This is a genomic window from Pseudomonas sp. S3E17, from assembly GCF_024168685.1.
In the GTDB taxonomy this organism is placed as follows: domain Bacteria; phylum Pseudomonadota; class Gammaproteobacteria; order Pseudomonadales; family Pseudomonadaceae; genus Aquipseudomonas; species Aquipseudomonas marginalis.
Genome location: NZ_JALJWE010000001.1, coordinates 335,844 through 351,740, shown reverse-complemented (window position 1 = coordinate 351,740; position 15,897 = coordinate 335,844). Strand labels below are relative to the sequence as shown.

Here is a 15,897-nt window from a genome sequence, read left to right as displayed (position 1 = left end):
ATGCAACGGTTTACACGTTCTGTACTGGTAGTGGGGGCTCTGTTGAGCGGTTGCAGCCTGATGCCGGCCTACCAGCCTCCACCCTCGCCCGTCCCGGCGACGTTTCCCGAAGACCAGGGCGTAGTGCCCACCGTGCCGGTCGCTGACCTGGGCTGGCGCGATGTGTTCACCGACCCGTCCCTGCAAAAAGTCATCGAGCTGGCCCTGGCCAACAACCGCGATCTGAGGGTGGCGGTGCTCAATATCGAAAAGGCTCGCGCCACCTACCGCGTTCAAGACGCAGCGTTATTTCCCAGCGTCGATGCCAGCGGCAGCTCCAGCGCCAGCCGCACACCGGCCGATCAATCCCAGACCGGCCAGGCCATGGTCACGCACAGCTACAGCGCGACGCTGGGCTTCAGTGCCTACGAACTGGACCTGTTTGGTCGCTTGCGCAGCCTCAGCGCGCAGGCACTCGAGCAATTCTTCTCCACGGCTGAGAATCGCCGAAGCACTCAAATCAGCCTGATCGCGGAAGTCGCCACGGACTACCTCACCCTGGCGTCCGACCAGGACCGGCTCAAGCTGGCGCACGATACGCTCACCAGCCAGCAAGACAGCTATGCACTCGACCAGCGCATGTTCGACCTGGGTTCCTCTTCCGCCCTCACCCTGAGCCAGGCACAGACCAGCGTCGAAACGGCACGCGTCGATGTGGAAAAATATACCGCTCAAGTCGCCGAGGACCTGAACGCACTGCGCCTGGTGGTCGGTGCCGATCTGCCAGCCGCGCTGCTGCCCAAGACCCTGCCCGAACGCTCGACAGCCGAAGCGAGCCCTTTGGCCAACATCCCGCCCGGCTTGACCTCGGACCTTCTGCAACGCCGCCCCGACATACTCAAGGCCGAGCGCGACCTGAAGGCCGCCAATGCCTACATCGGCGCCGCCCGTGCGGCGTTTTACCCAAGCATTACCCTCACGGCTTCGGCGGGGACTTCAAGCGCGAGTTTATCGAACATGTTCAAAGGCGGTTCGGGAACCTGGAGTTTCGCGCCGCAACTCTCGCTGCCGATCTTCGATGGCGGTACCAACCAAGCCAACCTGGCCAGCGCCACAGCGGATCGAGACATCTATGTAGCGGACTACGAGAAGGCGATTCAAACGGCGTTTCGCGAAGTCAGCGATGCGCTCGCGCAACGCGGCACACTGGGGCGCCAGCTTGATGCACAGCAAGCGCTGGTAGAGGCGACCGCCAGAAGCTATCGGCTGTCACAGGCGCGCTTCAGTCAGGGGATCGACAGTTACCTCACGGTATTGGACTCGCAACGTTCGCTCTACACCGCGCAACAGGACCTGATCGGCACGCAGTTGTCGCGCCTGACCAACCTGGTGACCTTCTACAAAGTGCTTGGAGGAGGATGGGTCGAAACTCGCGGGGCCGTGGTCGCCAAGGTGAGTTCAGTGACAAACTGACCACCGTTGCTTCTAACGTAGGGGGAAGGTCTGCAGATTTTTTGCGCCCAGTGGTTGCCCAATAAAACTAAAAGTCCATAATGGACAAATTAGTTTAATTTGGAAGTTCTCCATGTCCAGCCCCCCTTTTGTCATCAACCAGGCCCAGGCCCGCGAATTGCTCGCCCAAGTCGATGTACCGCAGATCCTGCGCACGCTGTTCCGCGCCCTGGCCGCCGGGCATGCGGTGCAACCGGCGCAGCAGTTAGTGGCGTTCCCCCACGGCGCGGGCGACTTCATCAATTACCTCGGCGTGCTGGCTGAAGAGGGGGTGTACGGGGTCAAGACCTCGCCGTATATCGTGCGCGAGCAAGGGCCGCTGGTAACGGCCTGGACGCTGTTGATGTCGATGCAAACCGGCGAGCCCCTGTTGCTGTGCGATGCCGCCGAGTTGACCACCGCGCGCACCGCCGCGACCACTGCGCTGGCGGTGGAGGCGTTGGCCCCGCAGGCGGCACGGCGCCTGGCGATCATCGGCAACGGCAAGGTGGCCCAGGCGCATCTGCACTACGTGAAAAACCTGCGGGACTGGCAGAGCATCAATGTGTTTTCGCCCAGCCTGGCCACTGCCAATACCGACGCCATCAAACGCCTGGATCCACGCTTGAGCGTCGCCGACAGCTGCGATGCGGCGGTGGCCGACGCCGATGTGATCCTGCTGTGCACCTCATCGGCCGGCCCGGTGATCGACCCGTCGCGCTTGAGCAAGCCGGCGCTGATCACCTCGATCAGCACCAACGCCCCGCGTGCCCATGAAGTGCCGCCCCAGAGCCTCAACGCCATGCAGGTGTTCTGCGACTATCGCCAGACCACCCCCGGCTCGGCCGGCGAGATGCTGATTGCCGCTGAACAGCACGGCTGGGACAAGAACGCGATCGTCGGCGACCTGCCCGAACTGCTCAGTGAGCAGGTACAGCGCCCGGCCTGTGACCGCCACGTATTTTTCCGTTCCATCGGCCTGGGCCTGGAAGACATCGCCCTGGCCAATGCCCTCTGGAGACTGTTATGAGCCATGCCGACTTCATCATCATCGGCGGCGGCATTGCCGGCGCGTCCACGGGTTTCTGGTTGTCGCCCCATGCCAAGGTGCTGGTACTGGAGCGTGAATCCCACCCGGCCTATCACTCCACCGGACGCTCGGCCGCGCTCTACACGGCGGCGTATGGCACCCCGCAGGTGCGTGCGTTGACCCAGGCCAGCCGCGCGTTTTTCGATAACCCGCCGCCAGGTTTCTGCGAGCATCCCCTGCTGACGCCGCGCGGCGAAATGACCGTGGACTTCAACGGCGACGCTGCCGAATTGCAGGCCCAGTACCTGAGCGCCAAGGCCACGGTGCCCCAGGTCGAACGGCTTACGGCGGATGAAGCCTGCGCGCGCCTGCCGATCCTGCGCCGGGAAAAAGTCCATGGCGCGCTGTATGACCCGACCGCCAGCGACATCGACACCGACGCCCTGCACCAGGGCTATCTGCGCGGTATCCGACGCAATCAGGGCGAAGTGCGCACCGACAGCCATGTACTGGGCTTGAGCCGTGACAGCGCGGGACTCTGGCACGTAAACACCCAGGACGGGACCTACACCGCGCCGATCATCATCAACGCCGCCGGCGCCTGGGCCGATCATATCGGCGGGCTGGCGGGCGCCGCGTCCATCGGCCTGCAACCCAAGCGGCGCTCGGCATTTATCTTCGCCGGCCCCGAAGGCGTGGACAGCCATGCCTGGCCGATGCTGGTGGCCCTCGACGAAGCCTTCTACATGAAGCCCGACGCCGGCATGTTCCTCGGCTCGCCGGCGAATGCCGACCCGGTGGAGCCCCAGGATGTACAGCCCGAAGAGCTGGACATCGCCATGGGCATCTACCAGATCGAAGAAGCCACCACCCTGAGCATCCGCCGCCCGACGCGCACCTGGGCCGGCCTGCGCAGCTTTGTGCACGATGGTGATTTGCTCAGCGGCTTCGACCCGCTGGTGCCCGGCCTGTTCTGGGTCGCGGCGCAAGGCGGTTATGGGATCCAGACCTCCCCCGCCATGGGCCAGGCCAGTGCGGCGCTGGTGCGCGGTGAAGCGTTGCCGGAGGCACTGACACGGTTCGGCCTGGACGCTGGTATGCTCTCCCTCGCCCGCCTGGAGCCCCATTGATGAACAGCGCCGAACACGAAAAAGTCCTGCAGAATTTCCGTGCGATTGCCGATGCAATCGCCACGTTGTTCTTCCCCCACGCCGAAGTGGTGCTGCATGACCTGCGCACGCAAAAAGTCGATTACATCGCCAATAACCTGTCCAAACGAGGCATTGGCGACGACTCGGCGCTGGAGGACATGCTCAGCGCCGACGTCAGCGACGTGAATATCGGCCCCTACGAAAAGCTCAATTGGGATGGCCAGAAAATCCGCAGCCTGAGCACCGTGCTGCATGACCACACAGGTCGGCGGCTGGCGGTGCTGTGCATCAACCTGAATATCTCACTGTTCGAAAACGCCAAGGCCGCGCTGGACCTGTTCCTGTCGCCGAGCAAGCTGATCCCGCAACCGGACTCGCTGTTTCGCGATGACTGGCAGGAGCGTATCAACACGTTCCTGCATGCCTGGATGCGCGAGCGCCAGCTGAGCCTGAACCTGCTCACCCGTGACCACAAGCGTGAGCTGGTACTGGCGCTGCATGCCGAAGGCGCATTCAAGGGCAAGAGCGCCTCGAACTATGTGGCCAATGTGCTGGGCATGGGGCGGGCCACGGTCTACAAGCATTTGAAGGAGCTCAAGGGCTGATCAAATGTGGGAGGGGGCTTGCCCTCTCCCACCACATTTTGCCCGCGCAGGACGCTCAATCGCCGTAGATGTCGGCCTTGAAGTACTGCTGTGAAATCTTCTGGTATTCCCCACTGGCACGAATGCCGTCGATGGCGCTGTTCAGTTCGCTGACCAGCGCAGTATTGCCTTTGCGCACCGCGATCCCGGCGCCCTCGCCCACGTATTTCGGGTCCTTGAGTTCCGGGCCGACAAACCCATAGCCCTTGCCCCGAGGCATCTGCAAAAAGTCATTCAAGGGAATGGTGTCGGCGAAGATCGCGTCCAGCCGGCCTGCCGCCAGGTCCATGTAGATCTCTTCGTTATTGCTGTAGCGCTTGACGTTGATGCCCTTGGGTTCGAACACCTCGGTGGCGTAACGGTCGGTGGTGGTGGCGCGCTGCACACCCACGGTCTTGCCCTTGAGGCTGGCGTACTGGTCATCCACCACGGCACCGTCCTTCATCACCAGGCGCGACGAGGTGAAGTAGTACTTGCGGGAGAAATCCACCGACTTCCTGCGATCGTCATTGATGGTCATGGACGACAACGCCATGTCGATTTTCTTCACCTTGAGGGAAGGAATCAGACCGTCGAATTCACCTTCGACCCACACACACTTGACCTTCATCTGCGCACACAGCGCATTGCCGATGTCGTAGTCGAAGCCGACGATCTTGCCCTCTTCGGTCTTGGACGCAAACGGTGGGTAAGCCGCTTCGATGCCGATGCGCAGGGTTTTCTCGGCGGCCAGCAGGGGGCTGGAGGCGATCAGGCCCAAGGCCAGGGCGGTGATGAGAGGGAGTTTCTTCATGGTCGTGTCTCGCGAGTTGTTATTGGTTTTGGCAAGCGTGAAGAAAAAGCTGGAACGGGATCTTTTGTACTTATAAGTCCATACTGGACTTTTACGTATCACCCGTCAATCACCACTCGCCAGCCCTTATCGCCCATGATTTTTTTGCACAACGCTCCGGTGTTTTTGAGCGTTTTGCTCTTATTTATGCGTGCCTATACTCGGTCCAGCCTCTCGATGCACCCGAGGGGTCAGTCCCCACAACAATAATTAAGGACACCGACCATGACCCAGTCCTTCCTGGCTGCCCGGGATTTCCTGCTCGCGCACCGCACCGACTACGCCACCGCCGCCCGGGATTTTCGTTGGCCACAGCTGAGCGAATTCAATTGGGCCCTGGACTACTTCGACGCCATGGCCGAGGGCAATGCCGCCGACGCGCTGTGGATCGTCGAAGAGGACGGCAGCGAGCAGCGCTACAGCTTCCAGCAACTGGCCGCGCGTTCCAACCAGGTGGCCAACCACCTGCGCGCCCTCGGTGTGCGGCGTGGCGAGCGCGTGCTGCTGATGCTCGGCAACGATGTGGCGCTGTGGGAAACCATGCTGGCGGCCTTCAAGCTCGGCGCCGTGGTGATCCCCGCCACCGCCCTGCTCAACCCCGTCGACCTGCACGACCGCATCGAGCGGGGCCAGGTCCGCCACCTGGTGGTCGGCGCGGCGCATGTCGGCAAGTTCGAGGGCCTGGGCGAGGGTTGCAGCCGCGTATGCGTGGGGGCGGCGCCGACTGGCTGGGTCGCGCACAGCGCCGCCTTCGAATACCCCGAGCGGTTCGAGGTCGAGGGCCGTACCTTGGCCACCGACCCAATGCTGCTGTATTTCACCTCCGGCACCACTTCAAAACCGAAGATGGTGCTGCACAGCCACCAGAGCTACCCGGTCGGCCATCTGTCGACCATGTACTGGATCGGCCTGCAACCCGGCGACCTGCACCTGAACATCTCCTCGCCGGGCTGGGCCAAGCATGCCTGGAGCTGCCTGTTCGCACCGTGGAATGCCGGCGCCTGCATCTTTATCCATAACGTCGCGCGGTTCAGTGCCCAGGCGTTGCTCGGCGCGCTGGAGCAGTACCGGGTGACCAGCCTGTGCGCGCCGCCCACGGTGTGGCGCATGTTGATCCAGGAAGACCTGGCCAGCTACAAATCGCGCCTGAACCTGCGCGAACTGGTGGGCGCCGGTGAACCGCTGAACCCGGAGATCATCGAGCAGATCCAACAGGCCTGGGGCCTGCCCCTGCGCGACGGCTTCGGCCAGTCGGAAACCACCGCCCTGGTCGGCAATACGCCGGGCCAGTTGCTCAAGCCAGGCTCCATGGGCCGCCCGTTGCCGGGCTACCAGGTGGCTCTGCTGGACGCCGACGGCGTGCCGGGCACCGAGGGTGAAGTCGCCCTGCCCCTGGATATACGCCCACTGGGCCTGATGCTCTGCTACGAAGACAGTCCGGAGAAAACCGCCGAGGTGATGCGCGACGGTTACTACCGCACCGGCGACACCGCGCAGATCGACGCCGACGGCTACATCACCTTCGTGGGGCGCGCCGACGACGTGTTCAAGGCCTCCGACTACCGGATCAGTCCCTTCGAGCTGGAAAGCGCACTGATCGAACACCCGGCAGTGATGGAAGTGGCCGTGGTACCCAGCCCAGATCCGTTGCGCCTGGCGGTGCCCAAGGCGTTCCTGATCCTGGCCCATGACGCCCCGGGCAGTGCCGCGCTGGCACGCCACATCCTTGAGTTCGCCCGCGAGCATCTGGCGCCCTACAAGCGGGTGCGGCGGATCGAGTTTGTCAGCGAATTGCCCAAGACCATTTCCGGCAAAATCCGCCGGGTGGAGTTGCGACAGATGGAGGTGGTGCGGCGCCAGAGCGGCACACGGGGTGAACAGGAGCACTTCGAAGAAGATTTCAGCTAAAAAAAGCCCGGTGACGCAAATCACCGGGCAAAACGAAGCGACCAGCTTCAGAAACGCGGTTTGACGGTCTTCCAATCCGGTTGGTAGCGCTGCATCTGCTTCACGTCGTCGCGCTGGCGAATGCCGCAGCTGAGGTATTGGTCATGCAGCTTGCCCAGTTGATCAGGGTCCAGCTCCAGGCCCAGCCCCGGTGCGCGGATGATCTTCACGCAGCCGTCGACGATTGGCAGTTTGCCGCCCTTGATCACTTCTTCGTCCGGTTCTTGCCAGGGGTAGTGGGTGTCGCAGGCATAGTCGAGGTTGGGCACCGACGCGGCCACGTGGGCCATGGCCATCAGGCTGATGCCCAGGTGTGAGTTGGAGTGCATCGACACACCCAGGCCAAAGGTCTGGCACATCTTCGCCAATACCTGGGTGTCGCGCAGGCCGCCCCAGTAATGATGGTCGGCGAGCACGATCTGCACGCTGTCCAGGGCCACGCTGCGGCGGAACTCGTCAAAATCGGTGACCACCATGTTGGTCGCCAGGGGCAGGCCGGTGCGTGTGTGCAGCTCGGCCATGCCTTCCAGGCCGGGGGTCGGGTCTTCGTAATACTGCAGGTCATCGCCGAGCAGTTCGGCCATGCGAATCGAGGTTTCCAGGGACCAGTTGCCATTCGGGTCAATGCGCAGCGGCACACCGGGGAAGGCCTTTTTCAAGGCCTTGATGCATGCCACTTCATGCTCAGGGTCCAGCGCACCGGCCTTGAGCTTGATGCTTTTGAAACCATAGGTGTCGATCATCCGCCGCGCCTGGGCGACGATCTGTACTTCGTTGAGGGCTTCGCCCCAACTGTCGGGTTTATAGGGCGAGTCGATGTGCTCGGCATACTTGAAGAACAGGTAGGCGCTGAACGGGATCCGGTCGCGGATCGCGCCGCCCAGCAGGTCCACCAGCGGCACATTCAATGAGTGCGCCTGCAGGTCGAGAAACGCCACCTCAAACGCCGAATAGGCATTGCTCACCGCCTTGCTCGCATGGGAACCGGGGGCCAGTTCGGCGCCGGCAATGCTTGCGGGTTTGTGCGCCGCCACGGTGGCCTGCACGATGGCGCGCAGGTGGTTGAGGTTGAACGGATCGAGGCCGATCAGTTGGTCCTTGACCTGTTGCTGGATCGCCAGCGCCGGGGCATCGCCGTAGCTCTCGCCAAGGCCGATGTAGCCGGTGTCGCTCTCGATTTCGATGATCGAGCGCAGCGCAAAGGCTTCGTGGATACCGCTGGCGTTGAGCAGCGGCGGGTCGCGAAACGCGATGGGGGTGACGGTGACGCGGACGATTTTCAAGAGGCGGCTCCCTGTGGGCCTGGACGCAAGGCGTGATGATGAGTAGTCGGTTTGGAGGTGGGCGGCACACCGGGCCGTGGTGCGGTGCGCGCAAAGAACACCACCACCGCGGCCACCAGCGAGGTCGCGGCCAGGCCGTACAGCCCGCCTTCAATCGAACCGGTGGTCTGCTCCAGCAGGCCGAAGGTGGTGGGTGCAACAAAACCGCCGAGGTTGCCGACCGAATTGATCAAGGCAATCACCGCCGCGGCGATGCGCGCATCCAGGTAACCCTGGGGGATCGGCCAGAACAGCGCCGAGGCGGCCTTGAAGCCAATCGCGGCAAAACAGATGGCGACAAACGCAAACACCGGCCCGCCGGTGGTGGACATGAACATGCCGACGGCGGCGATCACCAGCATCAGCGCCACCCACGCCTGCTGGTGTTTCCACTTGCTCGCCAGGGCAGCGAACCCATACATGGCGACGATGGAAATCAACCACGGGATCGAGTTGAACAACCCCACCTGGAAGTCGCCCAGGTTGCCCATTTTCTTGATCATGCTCGGCAGCCAGAACGTGGCGCCGTAGATGGTCAGGGCGATGGAAAAGTAGATAAAGCAGAACAGCGCGATCTGTTTGTCGGCCAGCAGCTTGAACATCGACGGCCGCACGCTCCGGGTGGCTTCGCGGGCCGTTTGCTCAAGCGCGATGGCCGTCACCAGCGCGTGTTTTTCTTCGGCGCTGAGCCACTTGGCCTGATGGGGATGGGACTGCAACCAGAACCACACAAACCCGCACAACAGGATGGAGGCAAAGCCCTCGATCAGGAACATCCACTGCCAGCCATGCAGGCTCAAGCCGCTGACGTTGAGCAACGCCCCCGACACCGGCCCGGAAATCACCGAGGCGATGGCCGAACCGCTGAGGAAAATCGCCATCGCCTTGCCGCGCTCGGCGGCCGGCAACCATTGGGTGAAGTAGTAGATGATGCCGGGGAAAAAACCGGCTTCGGCCGCGCCGAGCACGAAGCGCAGGATATAGAAGCTGGTTTCGCCTTGGACAAAGGCCATGGCCATCGCGGCCGCGCCCCAGGTGAACATGATGCGCGTCAACCAGGCTCGTGCGCCGTAGCGCTGCAGCAACAGGTTGGACGGTACTTCGAAGATCGCGTAACCGATGAAGAACAGCCCGGCGCCCAAACCATAGGCGGCGGCGCCAATGCCCAGGTCGGTCTCCATATGGCTGCGCACAAAGCCGATATTGACCCGGTCGATGTAATTGACGATGAACATCACCACGAACAACGGCAGTACATGGCGCTTGACCTTGGCGGCTGCGCGGGCGAGCACGCTCGGGTCGGGCGGATTCTGGACGGTATCCAAGGGCAACTCCCACTCATTGTTTTTTTTAGGGACGCACCGATGATGGACGCCGGGGATTGTTCCCGTCTAATCTAACTTGGCATTCGATTGATACCTGGATTAGATCAATGTTCGAACTGACGCAACTGCGCTGCTTCACAACCGTGGCCACCGAGCTGAATTTTCGCCGCGCCGCCGAACGCCTGAACATGACCCAGCCGCCCCTCAGCCGGCAGATCCAATTGCTCGAACATCACCTGGGCGTGGAGCTGTTTACCCGCACCACCCGCAGCGTGGCCCTCACCGCCGCCGGGCGCGCATTTTTCATCGAGGCCCAGAACCTGCTGGAGCGCGCCCAGCAGGCAGCCGTGACCGCACGGCGTTTTGCCGAGGGCGATATCGGCACGGTGAATATCAGCTTCGTCGGCAGCGCGGTGTATGAGTTTTTGCCCAGGGTCATCGCCGAGGCACGGCTCAAGCAGCCCCAGGTCAGGATCGACCTCTCGGAGATGAACACCTACCAGCAATACGAAGCCCTGCGTGCGCGGCGCATCGACCTGGGTATCGTCCGCGCGCCCTTGCTGGAACCCGGTTATGCCACCGAATGCCTGGTGCGCGAGCCCTTTGTGCTGGCGGTACCGAGCAGCCATCGACTGGCCAGTGCCGACAGCGTCAGCGTCCACGACCTCGACGCCCAGCCGTTCCTGATGTATGCCCATGCGGCCTACCCGCCGTTCAATGAACTGCTCACCGGCCTGCTGCGCTCGGCCCGTGTCGCCCCCGAATACGTACAGTGGCTGGGCTCGTCCCTGACCATCCTGGCCCTGGTCAACGCGGGCATGGGCTTGGCGCTGGTACCGCGTTGCGCCAGCAGCGTGGTGTTCAAGAACGTGGTGTTTCGCGATATCGACCTGGGCGAAGGCGCACAGAGTGAACTGCACCTGATCTGGCGCGAGAACAATGACAACCCGGCGTTCGCGATGTTGCTGGAGGGGATTCGCAGTGCGGTGCGTGACGGCTGGGCGGACTGACTGCAGGAGCAGGCTTGGACGACATCAAGGCCTTGCTGCAATCCACCCATCGCCACCAAACAACTGTGGGCTTGCTTCCGATAGCGGAGTGTCAGTCACTGTAGAGGTCGACTGACCCACCGCCGTCGGAGCAGGCCGCCCTCGCCTCACGCCACCTTGAACCGATTGACCAGCCGCTGCTGGTGCTCGGCCAGGCGTGCCAGTTCCTGGCTGGTGATTGCGGTTTGCTCGGCGCCGGCACTGACCTGGATGACCAGGTCGTTGATCTCGTTGACGTTACGGTTGATGTCTTCTGAAACCGCACTCTGCTCTTCAGCCGCCGAGGCGATCTGCAGGTTGCGATCACTGATACTGGCCACACCTTCGGCGATCTCCAACAACAATTCACCCGCACGCTCGACCTTGCGCGCGCCGTCCTGGGCCTTGCCCAAGGTCTCCTGCATGGACGAACTCGCCCGATCGGAACCACTTTGCAGATTGCTGATCATCTGCTGAATATTCCCCGTGGACTCCTGGGTCTTCTGCGCAAGTACCCGTACCTCGGACGCCACCACGGCAAATCCGCGCCCATGATCCCCTGCCCGCGCCGCTTCGATGGCCGCGTTCAAGGCCAGCAGGTTGGTTTGCTCGGCAATGCCGCGAATGACGTCGAGCACGGAGGAGATCCCATCGCTCTCCTGTTTGAGCTCGCCAATGATCAGCGCGGTGTCCTCGGCCTGCCCGGAGAGCTGGCGGATCAGGGTGATGGTGCCTTCGATCTCGGCACGTCCTTGGGTGGTGCTGGTATTGACCCGTTGCGACAGTTGCGCCGCATCGTTGGTGCTGTGCGCCACCTCGCGCACGGTGGCGCTCATCTGGTTGATCGCCGTGGCCACCAGTTCAGTGCTTTGGCGCTGCTGCTCGACGCTTTGGCTGGTCTGCATCGTCACCGTGGAAGACTCCTCCGCCGCCGTTGCAACCTGTGCGGTGGCGTTGCCGATTTCCTGCACCACGCCACTGATCTCTTGCGCCATGCGGTTGAGGTTGCGAGAGATCTGACCGAATTCATCCTTGCTGTCATAAGTCGCCCGCGCGCTGAGATCGCGCTGTGCCAGGTCATTGAGCACGCGGTTGAGGTCGCGCACCGCCGAATCGATCATGCGGATGATCAGCCAGGACAACACCGCCACCGCCAGCAGGGACACGATCACCGCGCCAACTGTCAGCCACAGGGCGCGGCGGGCGTCATCCCGCTCGTGCATCGCCAGGCTGCTGACACTTTGGCCCAGGGCTTCCTCCACTTGGCTCATCAGGTCAATGCGTTGGGTAGAGGTTTCAAACCAGGCTTCGGGTTTGATCCCCAGCGCCTGCCCCATCGGCACCTCAAACGCCAGGCGCTGCAACTTGGCGACTTCGACGGCGGCAGGTTGCTGCATTTGCGTATCGAACTGCGCAAGCGACGCCGCGGGTGCCTTGCGCCGGAATGCATCGTAATAGGCGCCGAACTCGCCCAGGTTGCGGCTGAAGCGCGACAACAGCGCTTCATCGAAATGCCCCTGGGCGAAGACCAGGCCCAGCACCACGCGCTCGCGCCCGGCCCGCTCTTTCATTTCGATAAATTGATTCAGGGCCCCCAGGGCGTAGACGATGGTCGCGTTGTTGACGCTCGCTTCCAGGGAATGGGTGTAACCGGTCAGCACTTGAATGATCTCGGTATACCGTGCGCCGGATTCGGTGCTGTTGATACTCAGCTTATCGACCTGCCCACGCATCGCCGGCAACTGGTCCAGGGCCCGCAGGACGTTGTCCAGGTTCGCACCACCGGAGGTGGACAAACCGCGCACCACCTCGACGGCCGCGCTGGAGTCCCTGCGCATCTGCACCATCCGCTCGCCCATGGACTTGCCGCCACTGCCGAGGAACACGCCACTGGCACCGCGCTCGCGCTGCAAGGTGGTAATCAATTGGCTCAACTTCTGCGCAGTGGCACTGGCCATCACCGTGGTGTTCATGTCACGCAGCGTTTTGTAGTTGTCCACCACAAACACGCCGGCCAGGGTCAGGAACCCGAGCATGGGCAGCAGCAGAATCAACAACAGTTTCAGACGCAGCGGAGCGTTCTTAAGCATTTCCCTAAAGCCTCATGTCCATGGATCAGACTGGCGCCTGTCACGCCAAGATAGTGGCGCCATAATATCATCCATGAAAACGGCGCTACCGCTCTCGGACGGCCATCTGGAGCCAATAGGGGGTTGTACTGACCCAGATCAATAAACCCTCACAAACCAATCGGCTGCCGGCCCCTGTGTTGATCGAGCACCTTGCCTGACTGACTCAATCCTCTCGAATACTTGCCTGATCCTCCGAATGTTCGGTTTTTTCGTAGATGGCCCTTGTGCCCTGATCTAGAGTTCGACAATGGGCGCCCATCGCCTTTCTTATAAGAAACACGCTATCCCGACCGATGATCAGCAGGTGAGCCAGCCATGGAATTACGCATCAATCAAAAGACCTATCAGGTCGACGCCGACGCCGACACGCCGCTGCTGTGGGTGATCCGCGATGACCTGGGGCTGACCGGCACCAAGTACGGCTGCGGCCTGGCCCAATGCGGCGCCTGCTCGGTGCTGGTGGACGGCAATGTCGTGCGTTCGTGCGTCACGCCGGTGGCCGGGGTGGTCGGGCGTGAGATCACTACCATCGAGGCCATCGAAGCCGATGCAGTGGGCAAGCGGGTGGTCAGTGCCTGGGTCGAACATCAGGTGGCGCAATGCGGTTACTGCCAGTCCGGGCAGGTGGTGGCAGCCACCGCGCTGCTCAAGCACACCCCCGCGCCGACCACTGCGCAGATCGACGCGGCCATGGTCAACCTGTGCCGCTGCGGCACCTACAACGCCATCCATGCCGCCATGCATGACCTGGCCGCCGGGAAGGAGAGCGCCTGATGAACACGCCATCCGTCATCCCCGGCCTCACCCTGGGCGAGCCGATCAACCTGTCGCGTCGCCGCTTCCTCGCTAGCACGGCGGTGGGTGCACTGGTCATCGGTTTTGGCCTGCCACTGGGTTCGGCCCGGGTGCAGGCCGCTGCCGCCACAGAACGCGGCACCCAGGTGCCGGCGTTCCTGGAGATTCGCCCGGACGGTACGGTGCGCCTGCTCAGCCCCTTTATGGAAGGCGGCCAAGGTACCCACACCGCCATGGCGCAGATCGTCGGCGAAGAGCTGGATGCCGACCCCGCCACCTTTATCGTCGAAGCCGCACCACCCGGTGAGGCCTACGTGGTGATGGAGAACGGCATGCGCATAACCGGCGGCAGCATGTCGGTGCGCATGAGCTACCCGGTCATGCGCCGCCTGGGCGCCCTAGCCCGCGCCATGCTGTTGCAGGCCGGCGCCGAGCAGCTCGGTGTGCCGGTGGCCCAACTGACCACCCAACCCGGCCGCGTGGTGCACACCGCCTCCGGGCGCTCCCTGGGCTACGGCGAGTTGGCCGGCCGCGCCCTGGACATGCCGGTGCCCGACCCGGCCGGCATCACCCTGCGCGACCCGAGCCAGTTCCGCTGGATCGGCAAGCCGGTCAAGCGCCTGGATGCCTATGACAAATCCACCGGCAAGGCGCAGTACAGCATCGACATCAAGGTCGACGGCATGCTCCACGCCGCCGTGCAGCACGCACCGCGCCTGGGCATGACCGTAGGCAGCCTGCGTAACCAATCCCAGGTCGAAGCCATGAAAGGCGTGCACTCCGTGCACGTGCTGCCCGGCGCTGTGGCCGTGGTGGCCGAACGCTGGTGGCACGCCAAGCGTGCGGTGGAGGCGATCCAGGTCGACTGGCAGGAACCGACGGCCGACTCAAAAGTGCGTGGCATGCCCGCTGATTTTTCCAGCGACGGCTTTCGCGATTTCCTCGCGGCCCAGCAAGGCCCGGCGCGTGACGACGAGAACGAAGGCGATGTGGCCGGCGCGTTGAAAAACGCCAAGACCCAGGTCGAAGCCACCTACCACAACCAGTACCTCAACCATGGGCAACTGGAGCCACCGTCAGCCCTGGCGCGCTTCAACCCCGACGGCTCGCTGGAGATCTGGCTGCCCAACCAGGCGCCCGATCTGTTCCGCGCCGACATCGCCAAGCGCGCCGGGCTCGACCCCACGCAGGTGACCCTGCACTCGCCGCTGCTGGGCGGTTTTTTCGGCCGGCACTTCCTGTATGACTCGGCCAGCCCCTACCCCCAGGCGATTGCATTGGCCAAGGCGGTGGGCCGTCCGGTCAAGTTGATCTGGAGCCGTGAGGAAGAGTTCCTGCGCGACGTGTTGCGCCCGGTGGCGGTGGTCAAGTTCCGCGCCGCGCTGGACGCCGACGGACTGCCGGTGGCGATCGAAGCGGTGAGCGCCACCGAAGGCCCTACCGAGGCCATCGCCGGCAAGCAGGGCGAAAAACTCGACCCCACCGCCCTCGAAGGGTTGTCGGGCAAGAGCTACGCCATCCCCAACAAACGCATCGCGCAGATCTACGTCAAGGGCCCGGCCATGCTCGGCTACTGGCGTTCTGTGGGCAATTCGCTGAATGACTTCTTCTACGAAGCGTTCCTTGATGAGCTGGCGGACAAAGGCGGCCGCGATCCCTATGAGCTGCGCCTGCACCTGCTGCGCGACAACCCACGGCTGACCACCCTGCTCAAGGCCGTGGGCGAGTTGTCCGGTGGCTGGAAACGGGGCCCCTACACTGCCGAAGACGGCACCCGGCGCGCCCGTGGCGTGGCCATGGCTTCGCCGTTCGGCTCCCACGCGGCGGTGATCGCCGAAGTGTCGCTTGAAAACGGCCAGGTCAAGGTTCACCACATCTGGGAAGCCATCGACCCCGGCAGCATCGTCAACCCGGCGATTGTGCAAGCTCAGGTCAATGGCGCGGTGGCCTTGGGCTTATCGCAGACATTGCTGGAGGAAGCGGTGTACGTGGACGGTAAGCCACGGGCACGCAACTACGACCTTTACCCGATCCTGCCGCCCTCACGGATGGCGCAGGTGCACGTAAAGATCGTCGAGAGTGGCGAGAAGATGGGCGGCATCGGTGAGCCTCCGCTCCCCGCTGTGGCGCCAGCCGTGGTCAATGCGGTAGCGCAGTTGACCGGCCAGCGTGTTCGCAGCCTGCCATTAAGCCGACACACCTTCAGCTAACCGAGCGAGAC

Annotated in this window: 12 protein-coding genes; 8 read left to right on the top strand and 4 right to left on the bottom strand. The window is 63.1% G+C overall.

Translation table 11 applies throughout. The annotated features are described in order from the left end of the window. The 4 genes from adeC to J3D60_RS01420 all read left to right on the top strand — a co-directional run bounded on the left by adeC (nt 1) and on the right by J3D60_RS01420 (nt 4,256). Nucleotides 1-1,452 (top strand): AdeC/AdeK/OprM family multidrug efflux complex outer membrane factor, encoded by a 1,452-nt coding sequence (gene adeC, locus J3D60_RS01435; RefSeq protein ID WP_065939687.1) that lies wholly within the window; start codon nt 1-3, stop codon nt 1,450-1,452. Between the two features lie 112 nt (nt 1,453-1,564). Beyond that, a complete protein-coding gene (locus J3D60_RS01430) occupies nt 1,565-2,500 on the top strand; it encodes an ornithine cyclodeaminase family protein (protein WP_253489004.1) in 936 nt (311 codons plus the stop codon). Continuing rightward, nucleotides 2,497-3,630: an FAD-binding oxidoreductase gene (locus J3D60_RS01425; RefSeq protein ID WP_253489002.1), complete on the top strand. Its 1,134-nt coding sequence runs from the start codon at nt 2,497-2,499 to the stop codon at nt 3,628-3,630. Before J3D60_RS01430 ends, J3D60_RS01425 begins: the two co-directional genes overlap by 4 nt. After that, nucleotides 3,630-4,256, top strand: a complete 627-nt coding sequence (locus J3D60_RS01420; protein WP_027603534.1) for a transcriptional regulator — start codon at nt 3,630-3,632, stop codon at nt 4,254-4,256. Before J3D60_RS01425 ends, J3D60_RS01420 begins: the two co-directional genes overlap by 1 nt. Before the next feature lie 55 nt (nt 4,257-4,311). On the opposite strand, the gene J3D60_RS01415 is transcribed toward J3D60_RS01420, so the two are convergent. Next, entirely contained in the window at nt 4,312-5,088 is a 777-nt protein-coding gene (locus J3D60_RS01415; RefSeq protein ID WP_253488991.1) for an ABC transporter substrate-binding protein, read from the bottom strand. Nucleotides 5,089-5,352: 264 nt separating this feature from the next. On the opposite strand from J3D60_RS01415, the gene J3D60_RS01410 reads away from it, so the two are divergent. Then, complete coding sequence (locus J3D60_RS01410; RefSeq protein WP_253488989.1) at nt 5,353-7,035, top strand: AMP-binding protein; 1,683 nt, start codon at nt 5,353-5,355, stop codon at nt 7,033-7,035. 47 nt (nt 7,036-7,082) lie between these two features. Here the strand turns inward: J3D60_RS01410 and J3D60_RS01405 are convergent, their stop codons facing one another. Both J3D60_RS01405 and J3D60_RS01400 read right to left on the bottom strand, forming a co-directional pair. After that, a complete protein-coding gene (locus J3D60_RS01405; protein ID WP_253488987.1) occupies nt 7,083-8,357 on the bottom strand; it encodes a glucarate dehydratase family protein in 1,275 nt (424 codons plus the stop codon). Beyond that, nucleotides 8,354-9,721 carry an MFS transporter gene (locus J3D60_RS01400; RefSeq protein WP_065939758.1) on the bottom strand — a complete coding sequence of 456 codons (1,368 nt, stop codon included), beginning with the start codon at nt 9,719-9,721 and terminating at the stop codon, nt 8,354-8,356. The genes J3D60_RS01405 and J3D60_RS01400 overlap by 4 nt, the downstream gene beginning before the upstream one ends. 107 nt (nt 9,722-9,828) lie before the next feature. Here J3D60_RS01400 and J3D60_RS01395 point away from each other — a divergent pair, with 107 nt between their 5' ends. After that, nucleotides 9,829-10,731, top strand: a complete 903-nt coding sequence (locus J3D60_RS01395) for a LysR family transcriptional regulator (protein WP_027603529.1) — start codon at nt 9,829-9,831, stop codon at nt 10,729-10,731. Between the two features lie 146 nt (nt 10,732-10,877). Here the strand turns inward: J3D60_RS01395 and J3D60_RS01390 are convergent, their stop codons facing one another. Then, nucleotides 10,878-12,839: a methyl-accepting chemotaxis protein gene (locus tag J3D60_RS01390; RefSeq protein ID WP_253488985.1), complete on the bottom strand. Its 1,962-nt coding sequence runs from the start codon at nt 12,837-12,839 to the stop codon at nt 10,878-10,880. A 357-nt stretch (nt 12,840-13,196) separates the two neighbouring features. Here J3D60_RS01390 and J3D60_RS01385 point away from each other — a divergent pair, with 357 nt between their 5' ends. Both J3D60_RS01385 and J3D60_RS01380 read left to right on the top strand, forming a co-directional pair. Beyond that, entirely contained in the window at nt 13,197-13,655 is a 459-nt protein-coding gene (locus J3D60_RS01385) for a (2Fe-2S)-binding protein (RefSeq protein WP_092488307.1), read from the top strand. Next, entirely contained in the window at nt 13,655-15,886 is a 2,232-nt protein-coding gene (locus tag J3D60_RS01380) for a molybdopterin cofactor-binding domain-containing protein (protein WP_253488975.1), read from the top strand. The genes J3D60_RS01385 and J3D60_RS01380 overlap by 1 nt, the downstream gene beginning before the upstream one ends. Nucleotides 15,887-15,897: the final 11 nt, after the last annotated feature.

Coding starts and splice junctions, on each gene's coding strand:
- adeC (WP_065939687.1), top strand. CDS start 1: ATGCAACGGTTTACACGTTCTGTACTGGTAGTGGGGGCTCTGTTGAGC.
- J3D60_RS01430 (WP_253489004.1), top strand. CDS start 1,565: ATGTCCAGCCCCCCTTTTGTCATCAACCAGGCCCAGGCCCGCGAATTG.
- J3D60_RS01425 (WP_253489002.1), top strand. CDS start 2,497: ATGAGCCATGCCGACTTCATCATCATCGGCGGCGGCATTGCCGGCGCG.
- J3D60_RS01420 (WP_027603534.1), top strand. CDS start 3,630: ATGAACAGCGCCGAACACGAAAAAGTCCTGCAGAATTTCCGTGCGATT.
- J3D60_RS01415 (WP_253488991.1), bottom strand. CDS start 5,088: ATGAAGAAACTCCCTCTCATCACCGCCCTGGCCTTGGGCCTGATCGCC.
- J3D60_RS01410 (WP_253488989.1), top strand. CDS start 5,353: ATGACCCAGTCCTTCCTGGCTGCCCGGGATTTCCTGCTCGCGCACCGC.
- J3D60_RS01395 (WP_027603529.1), top strand. CDS start 9,829: ATGTTCGAACTGACGCAACTGCGCTGCTTCACAACCGTGGCCACCGAG.
- J3D60_RS01390 (WP_253488985.1), bottom strand. CDS start 12,839: ATGCTTAAGAACGCTCCGCTGCGTCTGAAACTGTTGTTGATTCTGCTG.
- J3D60_RS01385 (WP_092488307.1), top strand. CDS start 13,197: ATGGAATTACGCATCAATCAAAAGACCTATCAGGTCGACGCCGACGCC.
- J3D60_RS01380 (WP_253488975.1), top strand. CDS start 13,655: ATGAACACGCCATCCGTCATCCCCGGCCTCACCCTGGGCGAGCCGATC.